Origin of the sequence: Ruegeria arenilitoris (assembly GCF_013032855.1) — a bacterium.
Lineage (GTDB): Bacteria > Pseudomonadota > Alphaproteobacteria > Rhodobacterales > Rhodobacteraceae > Ruegeria > Ruegeria arenilitoris.
Genome location: NZ_WQDA01000006.1, coordinates 98,522 through 122,815 on the forward strand (window position 1 = coordinate 98,522; position 24,294 = coordinate 122,815).

Genomic DNA, 24,294 nt, shown 5'->3' on the forward strand with positions numbered 1-24,294 from the left:
GGCATTTCCCGCTTGTCAAGGCAGAGAATCGCGCTTAGATAAACCCCTTCCTGACACGGATTCATTTGTGGAGAGCGCCTCATGGCCCGCGTGACGGTCGAAGACTGCGTAGACAAGGTACCGAACCGGTTCGAACTGGTGATGCTTGCCGCCCATCGTGCGCGCGAGATTTCCACTGGCGGATCGATCACCGTTGACCGCGACAACGACAAGAACCCCGTCGTGGCTCTGCGCGAGATTGCCGAAGAAACCCAGACGGCGGACGAGCTGCGTGAACGTCTGATCGAGGCCAACCAGACACAGATCGAGGTCGACGAGCCCGAAGAAGATCAGATGGCGCTGTTGATGGGTGCAGAGTCGGACAAGCCGGCAGATGACGACATGTCCGAAGAGAAACTCCTGCGTGCCCTGATGGAGGCCCAGGGGCAGGGGTAAGCCCTGCAAGCGAAGGTGCGGACCGGATGATTTCTGTTGAAGACCTGATTGCGCTGGTCCGCAACTACAACCCCAAGACAAATGCCGATCGCATCGCCCGGGCCTATGAGTTCGGAATGCAGATGCATGAAGGGCAGTTCCGGCACTCGGGCGAGCCCTATTTTTCGCATCCCGTCGCAGTTGCCGCCATTCTGACCGAGCAGCGCCTGGACGATGCCACGATCATCACCGCGCTGCTGCACGACACGATCGAGGACACCAAGGCAAGCTATTCCAAGATCGCCGAACTGTTCGGTGACGAGGTGGCGATGCTGGTCGACGGCGTCACCAAGCTGACCAACCTGCAGCTTTCCAGTCGCGAAACCAAGCAGGCCGAGAACTTCCGCAAACTGTTCATGGCCATGTCCAAGGACCTGCGGGTGATCCTGGTCAAGCTGGCCGACCGCCTGCACAATATGCGCACGATCAAGGCAATGCGCCCTGAAAAGCAGGTGCAGAAAGCGCGCGAAACGATGGACATCTACGCGCCGCTGGCCGGCCGGATGGGCATGCAGTGGATGCGCGAAGAGCTTGAGGACCTCGCGTTCCGCGTCCTCAATCCCGAAGGCCGCCAGTCGATCATCCGCCGCTTCATCACGCTGCAGCGCGAAACCGGCGACGTGATTCACCGGATCACCGGCGACATGCGGCACGAGCTTGAGAAAGCGGGGATCGAGGCCGAAGTCTTTGGTCGCGCCAAGAAACCCTACTCGATCTGGCGCAAGATGCAGGAAAAGGATCAGGGCTTTTCGCGCCTGTCCGACATCTATGGCTTCCGCATCATTACCCAGACCGAAGAAGACTGCTATCGCACCCTTGGGGCCATACACCAGCGCTGGCGCGCGGTGCCGGGGCGGTTCAAGGACTATATCAGCCAGCCGAAATCGAACGGTTACCGCTCGATCCATACGACGGTCTCGGGCCGTGACGGCAAGCGGGTCGAGGTGCAGATCCGTACCCGTCAGATGCATGATGTCGCCGAGACAGGTGTGGCCGCGCACTGGTCCTATCGTGACGGTGTGCGGACGGAAAACCCCTTTGCGGTCGATCCGGCCAAGTGGATCGCCAACCTGACCGAGCAGTTCGATACCGAGGAAGACCACGAAGATTTCCTCGAGGCGGTGAAGCTCGAGATGTATTCGGACCAGGTCTTCTGCTTCACCCCCAAGGGCGACGTGGTGAAACTGCCGCGCGGGGCGACCCCGATCGATTTCGCCTACGCGATCCATACGCGTATCGGCCATGCCTGTGTCGGAGCCAAGGTGGACGGTATCCGTGTGCCGCTGTGGACGCGGCTCAAGAATGGCCAATCGGTCGACATCATCACCGCCGACGGCCAGACCCCGCAGGTGACCTGGCTTGAGATTGCAGTGACCGGCAAGGCCCGCACCGCCATCCGCCGCGCCCTGCGCGAGGTTGACCGTGAACGGTTCATCAAACTGGGACGCGAACTGGTCCGCGCGGGGTTCGAACATGTTGGCCGCAAGGCGACCGACAAGGCATTGGAAACCGCCGCCAAACACCTGCGCATCAAGAACAGCGATGAGTTGCTGGCCCGCGTCGGCAGTGCCGAACTGACCGCCCATGATGTAGTGGCCGCGGTCTATCCCGACCTGACCCGCGACGAGGGCGAAGCAATCCCCTTGCGTCGCGCCGTGATCGGGCTTGAGCCGGGGCAGGGGTTTGAACGCGCGCCGTGCTGCCAGCCTTTGCCGGGCGAACGCATCGTGGGCATCACGTCTCGGGGCAAGGGCGTGGTGGTGCATTCCATCGATTGCGATCGCCTTGCCGAATTCGAGGATCAGCCGCAACGGTGGGTGAACCTTCACTGGCATACCGGCACGCACCCGGCCGCTTATGGCGCCACGTTGGAGCTGACCATCGGCAACGACGCCGGCGTGCTGGGACGTATTTGCACATTGATCGGCGAGAAAAAGGCCAATATCTCGAACCTGGAATTCGTGGACCGGAAGCCAGATTTCTATCGTCTGCTTATCAGTATCGAAGTGCGGGATCTTGAACAGCTGCATTCGCTGATGCTGATGCTCGAGGCGGAAAGTGACGTGGCTGCGGTCGAACGGTATCGGGACATGACAAGCGCTGCGGTCGCAGCTGGCTGAGAAGGGGTGATCAGGAGTGGTTTTCAAGCGCCGTGATCGCCGCTCGGTACTCCAGGTCCTGTCCGAGTTGGTCTATCCTCGCGGCGGTTGGACCCGCGCCTTCCACTATGTCAAACACCGCGTCCGTCGTCTTCCGGACTCGCCCGAACGCATTGCCCGTGGGGTAGGGGCCGGGGTATTCGCGTCCTTCACCCCATTCTACGGCCTTCATTTTCTGGTTGCCGCGGTCTTGGCCCGGATGCTGAACGGCAACATCCTTGCCGCGTTGAGCGGCACGTTTTTCGGCAACCCGCTGACCTACGTTCCGATCGGCGTGGTCTGCCTGCAAACTGGGCATTTCCTGCTGGGCACCGAATACGAAGAGGGCGACACCAAGGGGCTGATGGGCAAATTTGCCAGCGCGATGGGGGACCTCAAGGATAACTTCCTGGCGATGTTCTCCGATCGGGTCGCTGACTGGCACGGGCTGTCGCAATTTTATGACGAAGTGTTCTTTCCCTACATGATTGGCGGCATCATTCCCGGCATCGTGGCCGGCGTGATCTGCACCTATATCAGCCTGCCGGTGATCCGAACCTATCAGATGCGCCGCCGCGCAAAGATCAAGGCGAAGTTCGAAGAAATCAAACGCTTGGCCGAAGCAAGCTCTGCCGTTCCCCGACCAAACCCGATAGGCTCGGGCGACGCGAACAAAAAGGATTCGAAGGATGTCTGATACCCCTCTGCGCCTGGGCGTGAATATCGACCATGTTGCCACCGTGCGCAACGCCCGTGGCGGCGCCTATCCCGACCCGCTTCGCGCCGCAAAGCTTGCCGAAGAGGCCGGGGCCGACGGCATCACCGCGCACCTGCGCGAAGACCGGCGGCATATCTCGGATGCCGATATCGACGGGCTGATGGAGGTTCTGTCTGTTCCGCTGAACTTTGAAATGGCGGCTACGGATGAGATGCAGAAGATCGCTCTGCGCCACAAGCCGCACGCCGTCTGCATCGTCCCCGAGAAGCGCGAGGAACGTACCACCGAAGGTGGCCTGGAAGTCGCGCGCGAGGAAAACCGTCTGGCGCATTTCATCGCGCCGCTTCGTGACGTCGGTTGCCGGGTGTCGATCTTCATCGCCGCAGACCCCAAGCAGATCGAGGCCGCCCACCGCATCGGCGCCGAAGTGATCGAGCTGCACACTGGTGCCTATTGCGACGCCCATGCCGAGGGTCGGGTGGACGACGCGCAACGCGAACTGGAGGCTCTGCGCAAGATGTCCACCTTTGCCCATTCGCTGGGCCTTGAAGTGCATGCCGGCCATGGCCTGTCCTATGACACGGTCCAGCCCGTTGCCGCCTTTCCCGAAGTGCGCGAGTTGAACATTGGTCATTTCCTGATCGGCGAGTCCATCTTCCGGGGCCTCACCCCAGCCATTCAGGAAATGCGCCGCCTGATGGATGAGGCACGCCAATGAGCCACTGCCTTGAAGCCTCCTTCTTCTGGATCTTCCGATGCGCTTGAACACTCCCAGGTTTCTTGTCGTCTTCGTGATCACATCGATCGCGGTCCCGGCTGTTTTGTTTGGCGTTTCGGCGGTGTTCGGAATTGACTTGTCCAGCAGTTTCCTGCCGTTCATCCCCTTTTTGGCCGCCGCGACTTTCGAAGGACACCGACAGGTTCAGACGCACCAGACCATGCCGGGCAGCGGCGACATGTGGAGCGCCGCACTATGGATGGGCATCGTCGGCATGTTGGCTAACCTGGTCATGGCTGGGCTGTTCTTTCTTGTCGTTCCAGGCATGTCCGAGGGATTGGCCGGTGTCCCGGTGAACTTTTTGGTGATCGGTTTCACGATCACCTTTGTCGTGGCGTTTCTCATTTCGCGACTATTCCTGTGGGTGGGCGCCCGGTCTGCGTTCAAGGCTCTTGAAAGGGCAAAGAAAGAGACGCACTCATGATACTCGGCATTGGTACGGATCTTGCGAATATCGAGCGCATTCAGGGCACGCTCGATCGGTTCGGTGACCGGTTCCGCAACCGTGTCTTCACCGAGACCGAGCAGCGCAAGGCCGAGCGCCGGCGGGATACGGCCGGAACCTACGCCAAGCGCTGGGCCGCAAAAGAGGCGTGCTCCAAGGCACTGGGCACGGGGCTGCGTATGGGCATCGCCTGGAAGGACATGGCAGTTACCAATCTGCGCACAGGTCAGCCCGTGATGCATGTGACCGGCTGGGCCGCCGAACGGCTGAAGGAAATGACGCCCGAAGGGCACGAGGCGATCATCCACGTCACCTTGACCGACGATCATCCATGGGCGCAGGCCTTCGTGGTGATCGAGGCGCGCCCGCTTGGTGATCCCGACGCAGCGGCCTTGACACCCCCGCGACCGCGCCGCATGTAACCCCCCGAGCCGAGCAAGGACTGGAGAGCAGTATGGCCGAGCAAGCCAAATCCGGAAACGCCATCTGGGAGACGATCAAGACCATCGTCTATGCCCTGCTGATCGCGGGCGTTTTCCGCACTCTGTTCTTTCAGCCGTTCTGGATTCCGTCGGGGTCGATGAAACCCACGCTGCTGATCGGTGATTTCCTGTTCGTCAACAAGATGGCCTATGGCTATTCCTACGCGTCCTGCCCCAGTCTGATCATCCCCAGCGTCGGCCTCGATGTCGATGCCGAGGACATCTGCGGCTGGATGGGGGGCGACAATACCCGACTTCTGGGCGGCGAGCCCGAGCGGGGCGACGTCATCGTGTTCCGCCATCCGGTTTCGGGGCGCGACTACATCAAGCGACTGATCGGCCTGCCCGGAGACAAGATCCAGATCAAGGATGGCGTGGTCTACATCAATGGTACCGAAGCCAAGCAGACCCCGGATGGCACTTTTACCGAAATCGCCGAGCCGCAAGGGCCTCAACGTCTTCGGCCGCGCTGTGAAAATGGCCCGGTCGGTGTCGGCGGCACCTGCGAAAAGACCCGGATGATCGAAACGCTGCCGGGCGGCGTGTCGCATGAAATCCTGAATATCGGCAATCAGAGCACTGACAACACGGGTGTCTACACCGTGCCGGAAGGGCACTACTTCTTCATGGGCGACAACCGTGACAATTCCAGTGACAGCCGCGTGCCGCAGGTCGCAGGCGGCGTCGGCTACGTTCCTTATGAAAACCTGATCGGTCGAGCCGACCGCATCATGTTCTCGTCCGCCGGGCGTTCGATGCTGTTTTTCTGGACCTGGCGCGGTGACCGGTTCTTCAAGGCGGTCAATTGAAGCTTTCGACCGACATGAAGGCGTTCGAAAAACGCCTTGGACACAGGTTCGCCAATCCCGAACTACTGGTTCGGGCGCTGACGCACGGGTCGGTTTCGTCTTCGACACGCCCGGACAACCAGCGGCTCGAGTTTCTGGGTGACCGTGTGCTGGGGCTTGTGATGGCCACCGCATTGCTCGAGGCCGATCAGAAGGCCACCGAAGGCCAACTGGCCCCCCGATTCAACGCGCTGGTGCGCAAGGAAACCTGTGCCGACGTTGCCCGCCAAATCGATATCGGCGCGGTTCTGAAGCTGGGCCGGTCAGAGATGCTGTCGGGCGGGCGCCGCAAGCAGGCGCTCTTGGGCGACGCGATGGAGGCAGTTATCGCCGCGGTCTATCGCGATGCCGGTTTTGAGGCGGCGCAGAAAGTGATCCTGTCGCTGTGGGGTGACCGGATTCACACGGTCGAAGCGGATGCGCGCGATGCCAAGACATCGCTTCAGGAATGGGCGCAGGCGCGCGGGCAGAAACCGCCCGCCTATGTCGAGATTTCGCGCAGCGGCCCGGATCACGCCCCTGTTTTCACCATCGCGGCCCGCCTGCAGGACGGATCCGAGGCCCAGGCAACCGCCGGCTCCAAACGTCAGGCGGAACAGGCGGCCGCGCAGGCTCTGCTGGATCGTGTGACAAGCTGATCTCTTCGATCGCGGTGTTACCTGCTCTTGATCTGTCCGGGAATGTCCGCGAGGGCTGTCCACCTATCACGAGCCACGTCTGCAACGGCTAGACCTTGCCGCTCAAACGACCCGCAAGAACCCGGTCAGCCCGGTCTTCTGGTGTTCGATCACATGGCAGTGAAAGGCCCAGTCGCCCGGATTGTCTGCGACCAGCCCGATTTCGACGACCTCGTCTTTCAACAGCAGCATGGTGTCCGTCACCAGCGGCGGCAATTCTCGCAGGTTTGATCGCAACGGCACAAAGACCAGCCCGTGTAGATGGATCGGATGCAGGTTCGGAGATTCATTGCGCAGCCTCAAGAGATAGCTTTTGCCCAGTTCCAGCGTCGCCAGTGGCCCGACGTCCGCAGCAGCATCTCCGGGCCAGGGAACCCGGTTGATCGACCAGAAATTGTATCCAAGAGACCCGCAGAACCCATTGTCCGGCAGTTCACCTTCTGGCGTCCAGCCGAAGACGAATTCGTGCACCTGAGCTTTGCCGAGATCGGGCAGGGCGACCGGGTTCTTCGGCAAAGGCTTCAGTTCTCTCAGGTCCCGGTGCGCGGATTGCCCGACCGATCGCAGGCTGGCCATCGTCCTCAAGGGCTGACCGGGCAGTTTGGCCACAAGGTCGACCTGTGCCCCTTCGCCGTCTGGCATCGCAACGGCAAAATCCACACGCTGACCGGGGCCTACCAGCAAGGGATCACTTGCACTCGGCATCGGCAGTTCGGCGGGGACCGGGTGACCGTCCCACGCGATGATCTGCGCGTTTCCGCCTGTCAGGTGCAATTTGTAGATCCGGGTCGTGTCCGAATTGAGCAGTCGCAGTCGCACGAGGCTGCCGGCGGAGTGGTCATAGATTGGGTGCTGGTGCCAGTTCGCGGTCTGCACATTGCCGAAAGTTCCGGCTCTGGCCGCGCCCCGCTGGGTGTAGGCGGGCAGAAATGCCCCCGTCTCGTCCAGGCGAAAGTCCCGCAGGTTGATCACTTGCTCGCTGTCGAACCCGACGTCTTCAGGCTCGGCGATGACCATCACTCCGGTCAGGCCGTGCGCCATCTGCTCCATCGTCATGCAATGCGGGTGATACCAGTAGGTTCCGGCGTCTGGGGGTGTGAACTCGTAGGTGAAGCTTCCGTTCTGTCCCAGCGGCATCTGGGTCAGATAAGGCACGCCATCCATATCATTGCGGATGCGCATCCCGTGCCAGTGCATCGAGGTATAGTCGGACAAAGTGTTTTTGACCGTCAGTCTCATCGCTTCACCCTGACGTCCAAAAAGGACGGGCGGAGGAGCGTCGGGGCTCAGGCTGACCATTCCTTGCGTAGGCTGGTCCCGAAACATGTAGCTGGCGCTTTGAACCACCAGTGCCTGATCGGAGCTATTGGACGCGAATGCAAGTCCACCCAAGCCCGCGGCCCCCATTGCGGCGCCGCCCGATAAAAGAAACTCCCGTCGTTTCATGCCTGATCCTCAAGATGCGGGTCGCGGCCTGGCTGGGATCGGCTTGGCCTGTGCGCCTGTCCTGCCATTCCCGTACCGGTCCTGCAATGCGACAAATGCCTCTGGCCCGCTGTGCCTTTCTGCGATAGGGATGCGCACCTGAAAACAGGATCACCACACAATGACGACACGCGCCGGATTCATCGCCCTGATCGGAGAGCCCAACGCAGGCAAATCCACCCTTCTGAACCGCATGGTCGGGGCCAAGGTCTCGATCGTGACGCACAAGGTGCAGACAACGCGTGCCCGGATCCGCGGCGTCGCCATGGAGGGTGATGCGCAACTGGTCTTCGTCGATACGCCGGGCCTGTTCAAACCCCGCCGCCGGCTTGACCGCGCGATGGTCGCGGCGGCCTGGGGCGGCGCGGCCGATGCCGACATCATCGTGCTGATGGTTGAAGCGCATCGTGGTATCACCGAAGGCGTCGAGCGCATCCTTGATGGCCTGTCCGAGATCGCGCAGGGCCGCAAGGTGGCGCTGGCGATCAACAAGATCGACCGGGTCGAAGCCCCCGCGCTGCTGTCTCTGACCCGCGACCTGAATGACCGCTTCCCCTTTGCCGAAACCTTCATGATCTCGGCCGAAAAGGGCCACGGCGTCGAGGACTTGCGTGCCTGGCTGGCACAGCATCTACCCGAAGGCCCCTGGCTTTATCCCGAAGACCAGATCGCCGATCTGCCGCTGCGCATGATCGCGGCCGAGATCACGCGCGAAAAGCTGACCCTGCGCCTGCATCAGGAACTGCCCTATCAGTTGACGGTCGAGACCGAGAACTGGGAGGAGCGCAAGGATGGTTCGGCCAAGATCGACCAGGTCATCTATGTCATGCGCGACGGCCACAAGGGCATCGTGCTGGGCAAGCGCGGTGAGACAATCAAGGCCGTCAGCCAGGCCGCTCGGGCCGAGTTGGAGGAATTCCTTGATCGCAAGGTCCACCTTTTCCTGCAGGTGAAGGTCCGGCCCAACTGGCTGGAAGAGGCCGAGCGCTACTCGGAAATGGGGCTGGACTTCAAAGACGGCAACGCATGACCCGCCTGACTGCCGAGTTCTGGGTCCACGCCTACCTAGCCCGGCTGCGCCTGCACGAGATCCCCGCCTTTGTCGTATCCCATGGCGACGACACTGCCGGCGCGGTTCTGGTCAAGCTCAACACGCTCGACGGCAATGCCACCGCCTTTCAGCGCAGCTTCGACCTGCTCAGCGGCGCACGCAAATGGATCGAGCTCGCCACAGGTCCCGAAGCCGAGGTGGACGAGGCCATCGCCCGTCAGCGCAGCTTTGACCCCGATCTCTGGGTGATCGAGGTCGAAGACCGGCAAGGCCGGCATCTGTTGAACGAGGAAGGGCTGGACTAGGGCTGCCTTACCACAAAGGCGACAGCGCCAGCCAGACGCCCGCGAACATGGCGATCCCGCCCAGGTTCACCCAGATATGCCAGATCGCATAGCGGTAGGGCAGCGTCTTGCGGGCGTAGAACGCGGTTCCGATCACATAGCAGCCGGACCCGGCCAGAATGCACCACAACGTTGCCACTGGTACGCCCCGCAGGTCGGGCAAGGCCAGCAGCCCCAGCGCGCCCAACCCCAGGTAGGATGCCGTCGACCAGCGTGATTTCACCGTCTCGTTGGTGATCTTGTTCCAAACTGCCACCGCTGTCAGCGCCCAACACACCACCAGCAGGCCCAGGGTCCAGGGCGTGCCAGCCAGAACGAAGAACGGTGTGAAGGTGCCTGTTATGCTGGGGTAGATCGCCGCGTGATCAATGCGCCGCAGCAGTGTGCGCCGCTCGTGCAGCGGTAGAAAGTGATAGGCCCAGGACGCCAGGTTCGACGCCAGCGCACACAAGACGTAAACCACGACGGCGACCACCAGCGCGGCTTGCAGATGGGTTGCCGCCTTAGCCACCAGCAAGCCGCCCGCAATCAAGATCAAAGCCAGGCCCACTGCATGCACCGTCATGTCCGCGCGGCGGAAGGCGGGGTTGAAACTGGGAAAGGTCGCGTCGGTCATGTCTGGTCTCGTGGCTGCCCGTTCTGGGTAATATCGCCCCGGGTCCAAGTCCACAATTCCGGCACGTCAGCCGGCGTCTTCCGATTGAATTTGCTTCTTTCCGCGCCGCGCCGTACCGTCGCGGTCCGACGCGATCTCAAGGCAACCCAAGGGCCCCGCATGGACTGGCGCGACCATGGCATTCTTCTGACCGCCCGCCGCCACGGCGAAACCGCGGCCATCATCGAGGTTTTCACCGAAACCCATGGCCGACATGCGGGCGTGGTGCGCGGGGGTGCCAGCCGCAAGATCGCGCCCATCCTGCAACCCGGCGCGCAGTTGGACGTGCTGTGGCGGGCGCGGCTGCAGGAACATATCGGCACCTTCCAGGTCGAACCGCTGCGCTCGCGCGCGGCGGCGGCGTTTTCGGGGCGGCTGGCGCTGTCGGGGCTGAACGCGGTCGTGGCGCTGCTGTCCTTCTGCCTGCCTGAGCGCGAACCACACCCCGCAATCTATCGACAGACGGAACAGCTGATGGATCTGCTGGGCCAGGACGAGATCTGGCCGCTGGCTTACCTGCGCTGGGAACTGGCCCTGCTTGAAGAGCTGGGTTTTGGGCTGGACCTGACCCGCTGTGCCGTGACCGGCACGACCGAGGGGCTGGCCTATGTCTCGCCCAAGACCGGCCGGGCGGTCAGCGCCGAAGGCGCCGGGGATTGGGCCGACCGCCTGCTGCCTCTGCCGCCGGTGCTGCGCGGGCAGGGGGCCGCCCCGGATGACGAGATCGCCGCCGGGCTGCGCACCACCGGCTATTTCCTGGCGCATCGCGTGGCGCCATCGCTGGGTCACACGCCGCTGCCCGAAGCCCGCGCCCGCTTTGTCGATCAGTTCACTCGGCGGCTTTGAACACCATCTCGTGCCCGTCCTCGTTGCGTAGGATCAGCACGTCGCCCGACACCTCGGACTGCGTCATCGCCAGCAGCGCGGCGAAATAGAATCCTTCGGCCTCAAGCCCGGCGCAGGCGGCACGGGTGGCGGTCAGGTCGGTGATTTCGAACCAAGGATAGGGCGCATTCAATGTGCCCGAGTAGTTGTTGCAGGGCGCGTTGCCGGCAATCTTGCCGTCTTCGAGAAAGCGCAGCAGGGCGCTGGCCTCATAGGGCTGGCCGTTCACCTCCTGCAGCTCCCAGGTGCGGTCGGCCGCGCCGTAGGCGGCAACGCTTTCGTCGCGGTCGCATTGCAGCAGGGCAAGGGCGGGCAGGATCAGGCTCAGGCGCAGCATGAGGGCTTTCTATCCCGACTTGGCGTCATTGCGCCAGCAGTTCGGCGCGCACCTCCATCCGGGGGCGCCAGTTGTAGCGTGTGTCCTCGCGCACCGGGGCCCAGAACAGGTCACCCCCGTTGCGCCAGCCGTCCAGAACGATCGCGTCATAGGGCCCGTCGCCCTTGGCACTGATCGCGGCCGAATGGTGGATGATCCGGAACGGGGTCGGCGGCGAAGTGATCCAGTGCAGGTCCAGCGTGCGGAAGTTCTCTTGCCGCAGCCGCTTGAGCATGTCCTCGGCCCAGTCATTGCACAGCCCGCGCTCGCGAAAACCGTTGATGACCTTGGCGTTGTGGATGATCGCCGGATCGGTGACCCGGTACTCGGCCCTCAGCTGCAGCGCATAGTCATGGGCGATCTGCGCCGCACGGGCGGCTTCCTGCGGATCGACATCGGGGCCGAGGTTCTGAATGGCGCGGGTCAGACCGGCAACATCGCCCGAGGTCGTGCCGGACGGCGTGCTGCATCCTGCAAACAAGAGGCCAAGAACAAGGATCAGAAGGCGCGCCATGGTTTCTCCGCAAGGCTTGTTCGGGCATCTGCATTGCGGCAGCGCAGCATGATGCGGTTCGCAGGCTACTTAGCCGAAACCGGTGCCGGAACCCAAGGCATATTTTGTTCTCCGCCGGAGCGTACGGTCGAGATCAGGGATGTACAATCCGGAAGATCGGGGCCCGAGAACCTGTTTAATTTGTAAAAAAGAAAAGACCCGGCGCTGGGCCGGGTCAAGTTGGGGAAACCGCGACGGGCGGGCGTTCAGGCCAGCAGACGCCGCGCGATGACTTGCGCCTGGATCTCGGCGGCACCTTCAAAGATGTTCAGGATGCGGGCGTCGCACAGCACCCGGCTGATCTTGTATTCCAGTGCAAAGCCGTTGCCGCCGTGAATCTGCAACCCGTTGTCGGCCGCGGCCCAGGCGACACGGGCGCCCAGCAGCTTGGCCATCCCGGCCTCCAGGTCGCAGCGGTGGCCGTTGTCCTTCTCCCAGGCGCTGAAATAGGTCAGTTGGCGCGCGATCATGATCTCGACCGCCATCATCGCCAGCTTGCCGGACACGCGCGGGAAGTTGATCAGGGCCTTGCCGAATTGCTTGCGCTCCTGCGCGTATTGCATGGCGATGTCCAGCGCGCTTTGGGCAACACCGATGGCGCGGGCGGCGGTCTGGATACGCGCGGATTCGAAGGTTTCCATGAGCTGCTTGAAGCCCTTGCCCTCCTCGCCGCCCAGCAGGTTCTCGCCCTTGACGTGGAAGCCGTCGAAGGCCAGCTCGTATTCCTTCATGCCGCGATAGCCCAGCACCTCGATCTCGCCGCCGGTCATGCCGGGGGTCGGGAAGGGGTTGTCGTCGGTGCCGGGTGTCTTTTCGGCCAGGAACATCGACAAGCCCCGGTGGTCGGTGGTTTCGGGATCGGTGCGCGCCAGCAACGTCATCACATGGGTGCGCGCGGCATGGGTGATCCAGGTCTTGTTGCCCGTGATCTTGTAGTCGCCATTCTCGTCCTTGACCGCGCGGGTGCGCAGGCTGCCCAGATCCGACCCGGTGTTGGGTTCGGTGAATACGGCCGTCGGCAAGATCTCGGCGCTGGCGATCTTGGGCAGCCATTGGGCCTTTTGGTCGTCGGTGCCGCCCGCGATGATCAACTCGGCCGCGATCTCGGACCGGGTGCCAAGGCTGCCGACGCCGATATACCCGCGCGACAGTTCTTCGGAGACGACGCACATCGACGCCTTGGACAGGCCGAACCCGCCATATTCCTCGGGGATGGTCAGGCCAAAGACCCCCATCTCGGCCAGTTCCTCGATGATTTCCATCGGGATCAGCTCGTCCTTGAGGTGCCATTCATGGGCGTTTGGCTCGACCCGATCCAGCGCATAGCGGCGGAACTGCTCGCGGATCATCTCAAGCTCTTCGTCCAGGCCCGAGGCGCCGAACATCGTGGCCCCAGACTGGTCTTGCATCAGCTGAACCAGACGGCTGCGCGCGGCTTGGCTGTTGGCCTGTGCCATCAGAGTCTGCACCTCGGCGCATTGGAAGCCCGACAGCGCATCCCAGCCCAGCCCCAGATCCTGCAGGCGCACGACCTCGCCCTGGTTCATCGGAATGCCGCCGGCGACCTGGTGCAGGTATTCGCCAAAGGCGATCTGGTGCAGCAGCTGCTCCATCTCGCCGAACTTGCCTTGTGCGTCCAGCGCCTCGGCCCATTTCTGCATCTGCTGCAGCGACTGGTTGTAGGTCGCCAGCCAGGCCAGCCCATGCGCGGCGGTCTGGTTCGCCTCGACCAAAGCGCCCGAGACGCGACCCTCGGCCGAGACCATCGCGCGCACCGCATCGCGCGCCCGGTCAAAGACGGACTGAACCGCCGGCAGCGCGGCCCCCGTCAGGGTCAGAAGATCAGGCAGAACCGGCTGAGAAGTCATGTTCGTCGTATCTTGTCCGTCATGGGCCATGAATCACGTCCTTTGCTGGGTCGTCTGGTCATATCATGCTGCACGTGCAGCGCAACAAAAATACACAAATAGCGTCGAAAAAGTCCAAAAATTACGTAGCGAATTTTGCGATGCAGAAAAAATCTGCGGTGATATGTAGGGGAAATGGATCTTTTTTCTTTGATGTCCCTGCCCGAACTCTGCCTTGCGTTCGCGGTCGCCTTTCTGGCCGGAGCGGTGAAAGGCATGGTCGGTTTCGCCATGCCGATGGTCCTGATTTCAGGGCTCAGCATGATGCTGCCGCCCCAGCTTGCGCTGGCCGGGCTGATCCTGCCAACGGTTGTGACGAACGGGATCCAGGCCTTGAGAGAAGGACGCGCGGCAGCGATGTCTTCCATCCGGCAGTTCCGGGTCTTTCTTTCCGTCGGGCTGGTTTTTCTGTTGGGGAGCGCTCAGCTGATCAGCTTGGTTCCATCGCAGGCTTTCCTTCTGATGATCGGAATTCCCGTCACGTTCTTTGCCACGATCCAACTGCTGGGCGTGAAACTGAGCCTGTCTGAACAATCGCCGAAGATCGAGGCCGCAGTCGGTGCGGTTACCGGGTTCATTGGCGGCATATCAGGCGTTTGGGGACCTCCGACCGTTGCCTATCTGACTGCGCTGAATACCCCCAAATCCGAACAATTGCGCATTCAGGGCGTCATCTATGGCTTGGGAGCCTTGGCTCTGGTCGTGGCGCATATTGGATCAGGCGTGTTGCGGGCTGAAACCGTGCCGTTCTCGGCCGCGCTGACCCTTCCGGCTTTGGCCGGCATGTGGCTGGGATTGCGGATGCATGATCGGATTGATCAGGCCACGTTCCGCAAGGCGACTTTGTTGGTTCTAATGATCGCAGGCGCAAACTTGCTTCGCAGGGGGGTGTTCGGTTGAACGCTCACCCCTTGTGCTCAAAATAGCGGAAGGCAAAAAACAGTCCGAACATCAGGAACAGCAGTCCCGACAGATCGCCGATCAAAAAGGCAAAATACTCGGCCGTCGCGCTGCCAAAAGCCAGGTTGGTCAGGCCGGACACCAGGATTGACGTGATGACCCCGACCGCCATGATGCAGGCCCAGCAGGGCGCGCGATCAGCGGCGGGAAACAGATCCCACCCCAGCCATTTCAACAAATAGAATACGGCCGGCGCCGTCGTGACCGCAATGAAGATGGCCAGCAGGCGGCTTGTCAAAAAAACGTCCGAGCCACCGAGTGTCGCGAAAACCAGAAAGACACCGGGCAGCATGGCCAGTATCGCACGCCACCCCAAGAGCCACGCCGCAAGGACCCGCACGCCGTGCGGAAGAAACAACAGGCTGGCGCGGCTGGGGTACTCTGGAAAGAACACGTTCTGCATGGGCATCAAAACCCAAAATGTCAGAAACGATGCGCCGATATAGGCCAAAGAAGCGTAAAACGTGTCAGAGGCCCACGATCGCATAACGTCATGCTTCTTTCAGGATTGCTCAGCGGTCAACGCGGGTCGTTGACGACATACCGTCCCCGGTTGGCGTTCCCGCTTTGGGACAAGTAGCCCTTCTGTACCAGCGACTTGAGGGCGCGGAAGAAGGTCGGGCGCGAAACGCTTTGCACCAAAGTGTGCTCGATCAGGCCATAGGTCCGGACTTCGCGCGAGTCTTTCGACAATTCTTCGGCCGCGTAATAAATGTCACGCTCTACCGGAGAAAGCTCTTCGAGCCCCAACGTGCGTTCCATGCTCTGCATCAACTTGCGCAGTTCCGCCAGTTTCGAGATCTCGGTCATTTCCATTCCTGATTTTACCAGTGCCACCAGTTGATATCCGCTTGGTCAAATGACCCATGATAGTCGCCTATCACACGGCATATCTCATGTTGACACTCATCCCCTTGATAATACACTACCGCCTTGATTAGGCTGCTCATCTTGCGAGTGTGAGTGTCCGCGCGCGAGCTGCCCAAAGGTTTTTTCAGTCTCGGCCCGGTGCATTTTGCGCCGGGCTATTTCCTTGTAATGGGTCCTTGATTTACTGCATGATTTTTAGGCGGGCAACGAATTTGTTCATGCCAATGTCACATTACAACTGCAGGAAGAACAAATAACTGCAAGGACCCGTTATTGTGCGCGCAGGGGCCCGCAACCGCGCCCCTGCATGTCGGTTCAGCCGATTGCGACGGCTTTGATGTCTTCGTCGATGAACGGCAAATACTGTTCAAAGTTCTCGGCAAACATGTGCACCAGCTTTTCCGCCTGTTTGTCGAAAGCGGCCTGATCGTCCCAGGTACGGCGCGGATCCAACAGAACTTCGGGCACACCGGGGACCGTCACCGGAACGTCGAAGCCGAAATTGGCGTCCTTGCGATACTCGGCATCGGCCAACGAGCCGTCCAGAGCCGCAGTCAGCAGGGCACGCGTGGCCTTGATCGGCATCCGGCTGCCCACACCGTATGCGCCGCCGGTCCAGCCGGTATTGACCAGCCAGCAGGTTGCGCCGTGCTGGGCGATCTTGTCGCGCAGCAGCTTGCCGTATTCCTCGGGGCGGCGCGGCATGAACGGGGCGCCGAAGCAGGTCGAGAAGGTCGGCTGCGGCTCGGTCACGCCGCGTTCGGTTCCGGCAACCTTCGAGGTGAAGCCCGACAGGAAGTGGTACATCGCCTGCGCCGGGGTCAGCCGGGCGATCGGAGGCAGGACGCCAAAGGCATCACAGGTCAGCATAATGATGTTTTTCGGGTGCCCGCCCAGCGCCGTCTTGGAGGCGTTCGAAATGTATTCCAGCGGGTAGGCGCACCGCATGTTCGCGGTCAGGCTGTCATCGTTGAAATCCAGTTCCAGGGTCTCGGGATCGAAGACCATGTTCTCGATCACCGTGCCGAACTTCGACGTGGTCGCGTAGATCTCGGGTTCCGCCTCGGCGCTCAGATTGATGGTCTTGGCATAGCATCCGCCTTCGAAGTTGAAGGTCCCGCGATCCGACCAGCCGTGCTCGTCGTCGCCGATCAGAACACGCGCCGGATCAGCCGAAAGCGTGGTCTTCCCGGTGCCGGACAGGCCGAAGAACACGGCGGTGTCGACTGGGTTGCCCACCGCATGGTTGGCCGAGCAGTGCATCGGCATCACGCCTTTTTCCGGCAGCAGGTAGTTCAGAAGCGTGAAGACGGATTTCTTGTTCTCGCCCGCATACTCTGTGCCGCCGATGAGAATCAGTTTGCGGTCAAAGTTCAGCGCAATCACCGTTTCGCTGCGGCAATCGTGCTTTTTCGGGTCCGCCTGGAAACTGGGGCAGTTGATGATGGTGTAGTCTGCGATGAATTCGTCCAGGTCCTCGCGGTCCGGGCGACGCAGCAGGTGCCGGATGAACAGGTTGTGCCAGGCCAGTTCCGTAACCATGCGCACATTGATCGCATAGGCAGGATCCGCGCCGCCAACCAGATCCTGAACGAAATAGTCCTTGCCTTTCATATGGGCCAGCATGTCGGCGTACAGCGCGTCAAAACCATCGGGGCTCATTTCCGCGTTGTTTTCCCACCAGATGCTTTCCGCCACGCTTTCGGTCCGGACGACGTGCTTGTCCTTGGGGGACCGGCCCGTGAACTTGCCGGTGGACACCAGAAACGCTCCGCCATTGCCCAGCGTGCCTTCATTCCGCTTGAGCGCCTTCTGAATCAGCGCCGGCTCCATCAAGTTGTAATAGACATTGCCCAGCCCCTCGATGCCTTGATCTTCGAGGCGGAACTGCGGGTTTACCCGTCCAAATGTCATTCGTGTCTTCTCCTGTGGCGGCGCTGCGGCGGTTGGGGCCGTCTGCGCTCATGAGGCGTAGTGCCGGTTAGTCCGACGAATAAGGGCCTCATATCACGGCCGTTTAGGGCATGAACAGGACGGTTTGGCACAGTTAGCGCAACCAAGGCCGGGTTTAGCGCAACCAAGATTTTCCGGTCGGAAAACCCGGGCACTTTCGGAAGCGCAGGACGACCTTTTTGTCGCAGGATCGTGAACAATGTGGCGCGATTCGTACATCCGGATTGATTCGCGGCCTTAAAAAAGCCAAGAATGCCCTACAAAAAGCAAAAATATATCGTGAGTGAGCAGGTAAAGGGGCAGCCCGATGTCTAAGATTGCACTGGTGGATGACGATCGGAACATTCTGACGTCTGTATCCATGACGCTCGAGGCCGAAGGGTTCGAGGTCGAAACCTACAATGACGGGCAGGCAGCCCTTGATGCGTTCAACAAGAAACTGCCGGATATGGCGGTTCTGGACATCAAGATGCCCCGCATGGACGGCATGGATCTGCTGCAGCGGCTGCGGCAGAAAACCCAGATGCCGGTGATTTTCCTCACCTCGAAAGACGATGAGATCGACGAGGTACTGGGTCTGCGCATGGGCGCGGATGACTACGTGAAAAAGCCTTTCTCTCAACGCCTTCTGGTCGAACGCATCCGCGCGCTGCTGCGCCGTCAGGAAGCGACCGATGGGGATGCGTCGACTGCAACCACCGGGGACGCAAAGGTGATGGAGCGCGGCGATCTGCGCATGGACCCGCTGCGTCACGCGGTCAGCTGGAAGGGGGCCGATGTTTCGCTGACGGTCACGGAATTCCTGCTGCTGCAGGCCTTGGCGCAACGCCCCGGCTTCGTCAAAAGCCGCGATCAGCTGATGGATGTCGCATATGATGATCAGGTCTATGTCGACGACCGGACCATCGACAGCCACATCAAGCGTCTGCGCAAGAAGATGCGTGCTGCTGATCCCGAGTTTTCGGCTATCGAAACGCTGTACGGTATCGGGTACCGTTACAACGAGGAATAAGCCGGGCCGGCTTTCTGCAAAGGTGAATTTGTTTCGTGCGTGACACCGAGCAATCCAGCGAGTTGCGCGACGGTGACGTCGTTCTGGGCGATGATTGGGTCATCCCGCAAGACCCCGAGTCGGCCGAGCTGCGCGCGCGGCGATCGCGGCGTACTCTGTTCACGCTGCGCAACTCGCCGCTGGCGCGCAAGATCATCACGTTCAACCTGATTGCTTTGGTGATCTTGGTCGCAGGTCTGCTGTACCTGGACGACACCCGAAAAGAGAGGGTCCAGCAAACGGCGCGAGACCTCATTGGCGATGCGCAACTGGTCAGCAACGTCTTCGAGGCACAACTGCGCCAGGTCGCCGGATCGCGGGACGCTTCTGACCTGAACGTCAAGGCGACCCTTGCCGGGCTGAGCATCCCCGAGGGCGGCGAAGTCTTCGTCTATGACAGCACCGGCACGTTGATCGGCTGGACTCGCGGTTCCTCGACCGTGGCGGAATTGCCGGGCCTGATTCAGGCCGAAGCGGATGCTCCGACCGGCAGCACGTTGATCTCTGATGCCCTGACCGCCGTCTGGAATGGTCTGTATTCGGTTTTCACCACCGGATCTGAAGCCGAGGCACCGACGCTGGCACAGCGGGTTCAGGACATCATACCAAACGCACTGGACGGCCACATGCAGGTTCACGCCGTTTCTGACGCGGCCGGAGACACTGTGATTGTGGCGGCGTCGCCAATCGTTCTGGATGGCGCCCCTGTGGGGGCTGTCGCAATGGCCGGTCCCGCCGGAGAAATCGACGCACTGGCTCGGAAAGAGCAGGAACGCATTCTGCAGATGTTTGTCGTTGCCCTGCTGGTCTCGGTGGGTCTCAGCCTTGTGCTGGCCTCAACCATCGCGAACCCGCTGGCGGATCTGGCCGCTGCGGCGGAAATGGGCAAGGACCGTGGCACTGGGGTCAATCCCGGCCGTATCCGCATCCCCGACCTGAGCGCCCGCCCGGACGAGATTGGTCGGCTTAGCCGTGCGCTGCGGGGAATGGTGACGGCGCTCTACAACCGGATAGACGCTAACGAACAGTTTGCGGCTGACGTCGCGCATGAGATCAAGAACCCCTTGGCCAGCCTGCAATCGGCCGTCGGTACGCTGCGAATGGTCAAGCGTGACGATCAGCGCGAGAAATTGTTGGGCGTCATCGAGCACGATGTCCGCCGATTGGACCGCCTTGTCAGCGACATCTCGAATGCGTCCCGCCTGGATGCTGAACTGGTCAAAGAGCAGGAGCAGCCCTTCGATCTTCTGAAGCTGATCGGCAATATCAGTCAGTACCTGGGCGAAGACGCCCGATCGAAGGGAATCGACTACATCACGGATTTGCCGTCCAAGCCCATCGTCATAAACGGGCTCGAGGCCCGTCTGGCGCAGGTTTTCGTGAACCTGATTACAAATGCCATCTCCTTCTGCGAGGAAAGCGACGCGATCCGCGTTTGGGTGCGCCAACGCGAAAACCGGGTTCTGGTTGTTGTCGAAGACACTGGCCCCGGTATTCCGGATCAGGCCCTGACCAAGGTTTTCAAGCGCTTCTACTCGCAGCGCCCTGCCGAGCATTTCGGCAACAACTCGGGCCTTGGACTTGCGATCTCGAAACAGATTGTCGAGGCCCACGGCGGCGTCATCTGGGCCGAGAACATCCGTCCGACCGAGGCGGACATCACGTCGGACCCGCAAGGTGCGCGGTTTGTCGTGGGTCTTCCCCTTTAAGCGATGTGGGCTTTGCGCCTTCCGGAAAAGCCCAGCGATGATCCGGTCTGCGTGCACGCCACATGCGTTGCCGTTGCTGGCCGCGGCGCCCTGATTTCGGGGCCGTCCGGGGTCGGAAAATCGGCACTTGCATTGCAGATGATGGGCTTCGGCGCGGACATGGTCGCCGATGATCGTGTAAACCTAACCCTGTCGGGCGACCGGGTGATTGCGGATGCGGTCCCTCAGATCCGAGGATTGGTCGAGGCCCGCGGCGTCGGCCTGCTGCGCGCCACGGCCTGCGGCCCCGTTCCGTTGGAATGGATCGTGGATCTGGATCAAGTGGAATCCCAGCGACTGCCGGAACCGCGACAGGTTCTTGTGCTGGGACATCCTGTTCCCTTGCTTCGAGCCGCCGGCGTGCCCAACTTGGCATCAGCACTTGTTCAACTGATGAAAATGGGACGCGTCGATCCGCAATGGCCAAGCATATGACAGCACAAACGCGCATCGTTCTGGTGACAGGTCCGTCGGGCGCGGGCCGGTCGACGGCGATTCATGTGCTCGAGGATCTGGGCTATGAGGCCATCGACAACTTGCCGATGGGCCTCTTGCTGCGCCTGATGGAGGGCGCGGATCCATCCCGGCCGATGGCGCTGGGAATCGATGCTCGCAATCGTGATTTCTCGACCATCGGCTTTATCGAATTGGTCGCCAAACTGGGCCGGATGAGCCAGGTGGACCTGTCCACGCTTTATCTGGATTGCAGCGACGACGTGCTGTTGCGCCGGTTTTCGGAAACCCGACGCCGTCATCCGGTCGCAACCGATGCCAGCCCCGAAACCGGCATCCGCCAGGAAAAGGAATTGTTGGAGCCGATCCGCGAGATCGCCGACACCCTGATCGACACCAGCGTGCTCAACGTGCACCAGCTGCGATCCGAGGTCGAACGCTGGTTCGCCCCGGAAGGAGGCCGGCATCTGGCCGTTTCTATCGAGTCCTTCTCCTACAAACGGGGGCTGCCGCTGGGCCTCGACATGGTGTTCGACTGCCGATTTCTGGCCAACCCCTATTGGCGTCCGGAGCTGCGCGAGGCTGATGGTCGAAATCCGGACGTTGCGTCCTATGTTCAGGCTGACACGAACTATGCCGCCTTTTTTGAACGGGTGGTGGAGCTGTTGCTGTCTCTGCTGCCCGCCTTCAAGGCCGAGGGCAAAACGCACCTGTCGGTCGCCTTCGGCTGTACCGGGGGTCAGCACCGCTCGGTCGCGATGGCCGAAGCGGTCGCAAAAGCCCTTGCAGAGCAGGGGCAGCCGGTGGCAATTAGACACCGCGAGATGGAACGTCGATCGTTGAATGTGAGGCCGGATTGATCGGAATTGTAATCGTGGCGCATGGCGGATTGGCCCAGGAATACCTGGCGGCCATGCAACACGTCGTGGGCAAGCAACCCGGCCTTGTGGCAGTGTCGATCGACGCTGATCATGATCGCGAAGAAAAGCAGGCCGAAATCTGTCGGGCCGCGGATGCTGTGGATGTCGGCGACGGTGTTGTTGTCGTGACCGATCTGTTCGGGGGCAGCCCCTCGAATCTCAGCCTGCGCGCCTGTGCGCCGCAGGACCGTAGAATTCTTTACGGCGCCAACCTTCCGATGCTGATCAAACTGGCCAAAAGCCGCCAACTTCCGGTCGGGGACGCCGTCCGTAGGGCCATGGAGGCTGGACGAAAGTACATCAATGCGCAAAATGTGACATTGGACTGACATCGGATCGATTGAATATGGCCACCAAAAGCTTGAAAATCATCAACGAAAAGGGCTTGCACGCGCGCGCTTCAGCCAAATTGGTCGAGGTGGTCGAAGGGTTTGACGCCCGCGCCGAAGTGTCCAAAGACGGCATGTCCGCGTCGGGTGACAGCATTATGGGCCTTTTGATGTTGGCGGCTTCGCGTGGAACGACTATTGACGTCGAAACGTCCGGGCCGGATGCTGAGGCGCTGGCAGACGCGCTGGAAGCATTGGTGAACGACAAGTTCGGCGAAGGTTTCTGACGCAGGGCACTGCCACGAAACAAGAACGGGAAGACCAGGAATTGGCGGAAACCACGCACGATACCAAGACCAACACGGTGGTGGCCGAGACCGCGGAAGCGGGCGAAATCTACGACCGCCGCACGCTGACCTACGCAAATTCGTTTGACGACGCCTGGACCTCGACGGCCATCAAGGCGATCGAATGGTGCACAGGCAAGCTGACCATTCTGCGCATGGTCAACAAGTTCGAAAAGCAGAATGAAAAGTATCGCGGCCAGAAATTCTGGGGTGGTGCCCTTGGTATCATGGGAATCGACCTGACCACGCCCGAACACCAGATTGCGCGCATTCCGAAAGAGGGGCCCGTTGTGGTGGTGGCCAATCACCCGCATGGGATGGTGGACGGCATGATCCTGGCCGAGTTGATCGGACGAGTGCGCCAGGACTATCGCATCCTGACCCGCTCGGTTCTGACCGGGCTGGACGAGGCCGCGACCTCGTTCATGATCCCGGTCCCGTTTCCACATGACCCCGAAGCCCAGAGCAAGATGCTTGAGATGCGGGGCAAGGCGATGGAGCACCTCAAGAACGGTGGTGTCGTCGCGCTGTTCCCATCCGGTGTGGTGATGTCTTCGGACACGTGGTTCGGCCCGGCTCAGGAACGCGAATGGAACGTGTTCACCGCCAAGATGATCCGGCGATCCGGTGCCAAGGTTCTGCCCATCTACTTCCCTGGCAGCAATTCGCGCTGGTACCAGATTGCCAACAAACTATCGGCAATTTTGCGTCAGGGACTTCTGCTGCATGAGATCGTCCGGTCCTGCAACAAACCGGTCGGCCCCGTGATCGGAGAGCCGATTTCGGACGAGGACATGAAATTGCTCGAACGCGACCCGCGCGGATTCATGACCTGGCTCAGAAAACACACGCTGGGCTTGGGGCAGTCACCAGAAGCCTGATCCACCGTTCATTTGCGCGAAAACATCGCAAGCGAGCGGGGCGGTCCCTTGACGGTTTAGCGCGTCGGGACCGGAACCTCGCCACGGTAGTCATAAAACCCGCGATCGGTCTTGCGGCCCAGCCAGCCGGCCTCGACGTATTTCGTCAGCAACGGGCAGGGGCGGTACTTTGTATCCGCCAACCCATCATGGAGGACGTTCATGATGGCCAGACAGGTGTCCAGCCCGATGAAATCGGCCAGTTCCAGCGGACCCATGGGGTGATTGGCGCCCAGCTTCATCGACTGGTCGATCGACTGAACGCTGCCGACACCTTCATACAGGGTATAGACGGCCTCGTTGATCATCGGCATCAGGATACGGTTCACGATGAAGGCCGGAAAATCCTCGGCGCTGGCGGCGGTTTTACCCAACCGATCCACCACCGCCTTGCAGGTGGCAAAGGTCTCTTCGTCGGTGGCGATACCGCGAATCAACTCGACCAATTGCATGACAGGAACCGGGTTCATGAAGTGGAACCCCATGAAACGCTCCGGCCGATCCGTCCGGCTGGCAAGCCGTGTGATCGAAATGGACGAAGTGTTCGACGTCAGGATCGTGTGGGCCTGCAAATGCGGCTGCAGATCCTCGAAAATCGCCTGCTTGATGGCCTCACGTTCGGTCGCGGCTTCGATCACGAGGTCCGTCTGGCCGATCTCCGGAAGATTCAGCGTGGTCTTGATCCGCTGCAGTGCGGCCTGCATCTCGTCGTCACCGATCTTGCCGCGTGACACCTGACGAGCCAGGTTGCCCTTGATCGTTTCAATGGCAGCATCCAGCGCATCCTGGCTGATGTCGTTCAGCAGAACGTCATACCCTGCCAACGCCATCACATGGGCAATTCCGTTGCCCATCTGGCCCGCGCCGATTACTCCGACTGATTTCACGTCCATATTGAACTGCCTTCCGCATCAAGGTTCAGGGGGA

Annotated in this window: 28 protein-coding genes; 19 read left to right on the forward strand and 9 right to left on the reverse strand. The window is 61.2% G+C overall.

Going from position 1 to position 24,294, the window contains the following annotated elements; genetic code table 11:
• The first annotated feature begins 81 nt into the window (after nt 1-81).
• Genes rpoZ through rnc form a run of 8 tightly spaced genes read left to right on the forward strand, consistent with a single transcriptional unit; the run spans nt 82 to nt 6,521 of the window.
• Nucleotides 82-435, forward strand: coding sequence for a DNA-directed RNA polymerase subunit omega (gene rpoZ / locus GOW72_RS18090; protein WP_170343419.1), 354 nt, complete (start codon nt 82-84; stop codon nt 433-435).
• Between the two features lie 26 nt (nt 436-461).
• Complete coding sequence (locus GOW72_RS18095; RefSeq protein WP_170343420.1) at nt 462-2,594, forward strand: RelA/SpoT family protein; 2,133 nt, start codon at nt 462-464, stop codon at nt 2,592-2,594.
• A 16-nt stretch (nt 2,595-2,610) separates the two neighbouring features.
• Nucleotides 2,611-3,309: a DUF2062 domain-containing protein gene (locus GOW72_RS18100; RefSeq protein WP_170367952.1), complete on the forward strand. Its 699-nt coding sequence runs from the start codon at nt 2,611-2,613 to the stop codon at nt 3,307-3,309.
• Nucleotides 3,302-4,048, forward strand: coding sequence for a pyridoxine 5'-phosphate synthase (locus GOW72_RS18105; protein ID WP_170367954.1), 747 nt, complete (start codon nt 3,302-3,304; stop codon nt 4,046-4,048). Before GOW72_RS18100 ends, GOW72_RS18105 begins: the two co-directional genes overlap by 8 nt.
• Before the next feature lie 37 nt (nt 4,049-4,085).
• A complete protein-coding gene (locus GOW72_RS18110) occupies nt 4,086-4,532 on the forward strand; it encodes an ABZJ_00895 family protein (RefSeq protein WP_170367956.1) in 447 nt (148 codons plus the stop codon).
• Entirely contained in the window at nt 4,529-4,975 is a 447-nt protein-coding gene (gene acpS, locus GOW72_RS18115) for a holo-ACP synthase (RefSeq protein WP_093965271.1), read from the forward strand. Before GOW72_RS18110 ends, acpS begins: the two co-directional genes overlap by 4 nt.
• A gap of 32 nt (nt 4,976-5,007) precedes the next feature.
• The gene (lepB, locus tag GOW72_RS18120) at nt 5,008-5,844 is read left to right on the forward strand and encodes a signal peptidase I (RefSeq protein WP_170342658.1); all 837 of its coding nucleotides are present in this window, start codon (nt 5,008-5,010) and stop codon (nt 5,842-5,844) included.
• A complete protein-coding gene (gene rnc / locus GOW72_RS18125; RefSeq protein WP_170343425.1) occupies nt 5,841-6,521 on the forward strand; it encodes a ribonuclease III in 681 nt (226 codons plus the stop codon). The genes lepB and rnc overlap by 4 nt, the downstream gene beginning before the upstream one ends.
• Before the next feature lie 102 nt (nt 6,522-6,623).
• Here the strand turns inward: rnc and GOW72_RS18130 are convergent, their stop codons facing one another.
• Nucleotides 6,624-8,006: a multicopper oxidase family protein gene (locus tag GOW72_RS18130; RefSeq protein ID WP_170367958.1), complete on the reverse strand. Its 1,383-nt coding sequence runs from the start codon at nt 8,004-8,006 to the stop codon at nt 6,624-6,626.
• Nucleotides 8,007-8,166: 160 nt separating this feature from the next.
• Here GOW72_RS18130 and era point away from each other — a divergent pair, with 160 nt between their 5' ends.
• Together era and GOW72_RS18140 are read left to right on the forward strand one after the other, a co-directional pair.
• Entirely contained in the window at nt 8,167-9,075 is a 909-nt protein-coding gene (gene era, locus GOW72_RS18135; RefSeq protein WP_170342652.1) for a GTPase Era, read from the forward strand.
• On the forward strand, nt 9,072-9,401 hold the full coding sequence (locus GOW72_RS18140) for a DUF1491 family protein (RefSeq protein ID WP_170367960.1): 330 nt from the start codon (nt 9,072-9,074) through the stop codon (nt 9,399-9,401). The genes era and GOW72_RS18140 overlap by 4 nt, the downstream gene beginning before the upstream one ends.
• Before the next feature lie 7 nt (nt 9,402-9,408).
• On the opposite strand, the gene trhA is transcribed toward GOW72_RS18140, so the two are convergent.
• Nucleotides 9,409-10,056 carry a PAQR family membrane homeostasis protein TrhA gene (gene trhA / locus GOW72_RS18145; RefSeq protein ID WP_170367962.1) on the reverse strand — a complete coding sequence of 216 codons (648 nt, stop codon included), beginning with the start codon at nt 10,054-10,056 and terminating at the stop codon, nt 9,409-9,411.
• 159 nt (nt 10,057-10,215) lie between these two features.
• On the opposite strand from trhA, the gene recO reads away from it, so the two are divergent.
• Complete coding sequence (gene recO, locus GOW72_RS18150; RefSeq protein WP_170367964.1) at nt 10,216-10,941, forward strand: DNA repair protein RecO; 726 nt, start codon at nt 10,216-10,218, stop codon at nt 10,939-10,941.
• On the opposite strand, the gene GOW72_RS18155 is transcribed toward recO, so the two are convergent.
• From GOW72_RS18155 to GOW72_RS18165, 3 genes are all read right to left on the reverse strand, one after another.
• Nucleotides 10,925-11,317, reverse strand: a complete 393-nt coding sequence (locus GOW72_RS18155) for an META domain-containing protein (protein WP_170367966.1) — start codon at nt 11,315-11,317, stop codon at nt 10,925-10,927. The two genes, recO and GOW72_RS18155, sit on opposite strands and share 17 nt — an antisense overlap.
• 25 nt (nt 11,318-11,342) lie before the next feature.
• Nucleotides 11,343-11,870, reverse strand: a complete 528-nt coding sequence (locus GOW72_RS18160) for a hypothetical protein (RefSeq protein ID WP_170367968.1) — start codon at nt 11,868-11,870, stop codon at nt 11,343-11,345.
• A gap of 245 nt (nt 11,871-12,115) precedes the next feature.
• Complete coding sequence (locus tag GOW72_RS18165; protein WP_170367970.1) at nt 12,116-13,807, reverse strand: acyl-CoA dehydrogenase family protein; 1,692 nt, start codon at nt 13,805-13,807, stop codon at nt 12,116-12,118.
• 144 nt (nt 13,808-13,951) lie between these two features.
• Here GOW72_RS18165 and GOW72_RS18170 point away from each other — a divergent pair, with 144 nt between their 5' ends.
• A complete protein-coding gene (locus GOW72_RS18170; protein WP_170361556.1) occupies nt 13,952-14,716 on the forward strand; it encodes a sulfite exporter TauE/SafE family protein in 765 nt (254 codons plus the stop codon).
• 4 nt (nt 14,717-14,720) lie between these two features.
• Here the strand turns inward: GOW72_RS18170 and GOW72_RS18175 are convergent, their stop codons facing one another.
• The 3 genes from GOW72_RS18175 to GOW72_RS18185 form a co-directional block, all read right to left on the reverse strand.
• A complete protein-coding gene (locus GOW72_RS18175) occupies nt 14,721-15,185 on the reverse strand; it encodes a hypothetical protein (RefSeq protein ID WP_244952480.1) in 465 nt (154 codons plus the stop codon).
• Between the two features lie 110 nt (nt 15,186-15,295).
• Nucleotides 15,296-15,586: a hypothetical protein gene (locus tag GOW72_RS18180; protein WP_170367972.1), complete on the reverse strand. Its 291-nt coding sequence runs from the start codon at nt 15,584-15,586 to the stop codon at nt 15,296-15,298.
• 375 nt (nt 15,587-15,961) lie between these two features.
• Complete coding sequence (locus GOW72_RS18185; protein ID WP_170367974.1) at nt 15,962-17,560, reverse strand: phosphoenolpyruvate carboxykinase; 1,599 nt, start codon at nt 17,558-17,560, stop codon at nt 15,962-15,964.
• 346 nt (nt 17,561-17,906) lie between these two features.
• On the opposite strand from GOW72_RS18185, the gene GOW72_RS18190 reads away from it, so the two are divergent.
• Genes GOW72_RS18190 through GOW72_RS18220 form a run of 7 tightly spaced genes read left to right on the forward strand, consistent with a single transcriptional unit; the run spans nt 17,907 to nt 23,328 of the window.
• Entirely contained in the window at nt 17,907-18,611 is a 705-nt protein-coding gene (locus GOW72_RS18190; protein ID WP_170367976.1) for a response regulator transcription factor, read from the forward strand.
• A gap of 35 nt (nt 18,612-18,646) precedes the next feature.
• Nucleotides 18,647-20,359, forward strand: coding sequence for an ATP-binding protein (locus tag GOW72_RS18195; RefSeq protein ID WP_170343437.1), 1,713 nt, complete (start codon nt 18,647-18,649; stop codon nt 20,357-20,359).
• A gap of 3 nt (nt 20,360-20,362) precedes the next feature.
• A complete protein-coding gene (locus GOW72_RS18200; protein ID WP_170367978.1) occupies nt 20,363-20,833 on the forward strand; it encodes an HPr kinase/phosphorylase in 471 nt (156 codons plus the stop codon).
• Complete coding sequence (gene rapZ, locus GOW72_RS18205) at nt 20,830-21,711, forward strand: RNase adapter RapZ (protein ID WP_170343439.1); 882 nt, start codon at nt 20,830-20,832, stop codon at nt 21,709-21,711. Before GOW72_RS18200 ends, rapZ begins: the two co-directional genes overlap by 4 nt.
• The gene (locus GOW72_RS18210) at nt 21,708-22,100 is read left to right on the forward strand and encodes a PTS sugar transporter subunit IIA (protein WP_093965293.1); all 393 of its coding nucleotides are present in this window, start codon (nt 21,708-21,710) and stop codon (nt 22,098-22,100) included. Before rapZ ends, GOW72_RS18210 begins: the two co-directional genes overlap by 4 nt.
• Nucleotides 22,101-22,117: 17 nt before the next feature.
• Nucleotides 22,118-22,387, forward strand: coding sequence for an HPr family phosphocarrier protein (locus tag GOW72_RS18215; RefSeq protein ID WP_170343440.1), 270 nt, complete (start codon nt 22,118-22,120; stop codon nt 22,385-22,387).
• A 41-nt stretch (nt 22,388-22,428) separates the two neighbouring features.
• Nucleotides 22,429-23,328, forward strand: a complete 900-nt coding sequence (locus tag GOW72_RS18220) for a lysophospholipid acyltransferase family protein (RefSeq protein WP_170367980.1) — start codon at nt 22,429-22,431, stop codon at nt 23,326-23,328.
• 56 nt (nt 23,329-23,384) lie between these two features.
• On the opposite strand, the gene GOW72_RS18225 is transcribed toward GOW72_RS18220, so the two are convergent.
• Nucleotides 23,385-24,260, reverse strand: coding sequence for a 3-hydroxybutyryl-CoA dehydrogenase (locus tag GOW72_RS18225; protein ID WP_170361563.1), 876 nt, complete (start codon nt 24,258-24,260; stop codon nt 23,385-23,387).
• Nucleotides 24,261-24,294 lie beyond the last annotated feature (34 nt).

What these genes read in the sequence shown, in the direction of transcription:
- acpS (WP_093965271.1), top strand. Translation starts at nt 4,529, where the DNA reads ATGATACTCGGCATTGGTACGGATCTTGCGAATATCGAGCGCATTCAG.
- GOW72_RS18225 (WP_170361563.1), bottom strand. Translation starts at nt 24,260, where the DNA reads ATGGACGTGAAATCAGTCGGAGTAATCGGCGCGGGCCAGATGGGCAAC.
- GOW72_RS18190 (WP_170367976.1), top strand. Translation starts at nt 17,907, where the DNA reads ATGTCTAAGATTGCACTGGTGGATGACGATCGGAACATTCTGACGTCT.
- lepB (WP_170342658.1), top strand. Translation starts at nt 5,008, where the DNA reads ATGGCCGAGCAAGCCAAATCCGGAAACGCCATCTGGGAGACGATCAAG.
- GOW72_RS18180 (WP_170367972.1), bottom strand. Translation starts at nt 15,586, where the DNA reads ATGACCGAGATCTCGAAACTGGCGGAACTGCGCAAGTTGATGCAGAGC.
- GOW72_RS18170 (WP_170361556.1), top strand. Translation starts at nt 13,952, where the DNA reads ATGGATCTTTTTTCTTTGATGTCCCTGCCCGAACTCTGCCTTGCGTTC.
- GOW72_RS18110 (WP_170367956.1), top strand. Translation starts at nt 4,086, where the DNA reads ATGCGCTTGAACACTCCCAGGTTTCTTGTCGTCTTCGTGATCACATCG.
- GOW72_RS18160 (WP_170367968.1), bottom strand. Translation starts at nt 11,870, where the DNA reads ATGGCGCGCCTTCTGATCCTTGTTCTTGGCCTCTTGTTTGCAGGATGC.
- GOW72_RS18185 (WP_170367974.1), bottom strand. Translation starts at nt 17,560, where the DNA reads ATGACATTTGGACGGGTAAACCCGCAGTTCCGCCTCGAAGATCAAGGC.
- rapZ (WP_170343439.1), top strand. Translation starts at nt 20,830, where the DNA reads ATGACAGCACAAACGCGCATCGTTCTGGTGACAGGTCCGTCGGGCGCG.
- recO (WP_170367964.1), top strand. Translation starts at nt 10,216, where the DNA reads ATGGACTGGCGCGACCATGGCATTCTTCTGACCGCCCGCCGCCACGGC.
- GOW72_RS18165 (WP_170367970.1), bottom strand. Translation starts at nt 13,807, where the DNA reads ATGGCCCATGACGGACAAGATACGACGAACATGACTTCTCAGCCGGTT.
- GOW72_RS18095 (WP_170343420.1), top strand. Translation starts at nt 462, where the DNA reads ATGATTTCTGTTGAAGACCTGATTGCGCTGGTCCGCAACTACAACCCC.
- rpoZ (WP_170343419.1), top strand. Translation starts at nt 82, where the DNA reads ATGGCCCGCGTGACGGTCGAAGACTGCGTAGACAAGGTACCGAACCGG.
- GOW72_RS18200 (WP_170367978.1), top strand. Translation starts at nt 20,363, where the DNA reads ATGTGGGCTTTGCGCCTTCCGGAAAAGCCCAGCGATGATCCGGTCTGC.
- GOW72_RS18155 (WP_170367966.1), bottom strand. Translation starts at nt 11,317, where the DNA reads ATGCTGCGCCTGAGCCTGATCCTGCCCGCCCTTGCCCTGCTGCAATGC.
- trhA (WP_170367962.1), bottom strand. Translation starts at nt 10,056, where the DNA reads ATGACCGACGCGACCTTTCCCAGTTTCAACCCCGCCTTCCGCCGCGCG.
- GOW72_RS18140 (WP_170367960.1), top strand. Translation starts at nt 9,072, where the DNA reads ATGACCCGCCTGACTGCCGAGTTCTGGGTCCACGCCTACCTAGCCCGG.
- GOW72_RS18105 (WP_170367954.1), top strand. Translation starts at nt 3,302, where the DNA reads ATGTCTGATACCCCTCTGCGCCTGGGCGTGAATATCGACCATGTTGCC.
- era (WP_170342652.1), top strand. Translation starts at nt 8,167, where the DNA reads ATGACGACACGCGCCGGATTCATCGCCCTGATCGGAGAGCCCAACGCA.
- GOW72_RS18175 (WP_244952480.1), bottom strand. Translation starts at nt 15,185, where the DNA reads ATGCCCATGCAGAACGTGTTCTTTCCAGAGTACCCCAGCCGCGCCAGC.
- GOW72_RS18215 (WP_170343440.1), top strand. Translation starts at nt 22,118, where the DNA reads ATGGCCACCAAAAGCTTGAAAATCATCAACGAAAAGGGCTTGCACGCG.
- GOW72_RS18130 (WP_170367958.1), bottom strand. Translation starts at nt 8,006, where the DNA reads ATGAAACGACGGGAGTTTCTTTTATCGGGCGGCGCCGCAATGGGGGCC.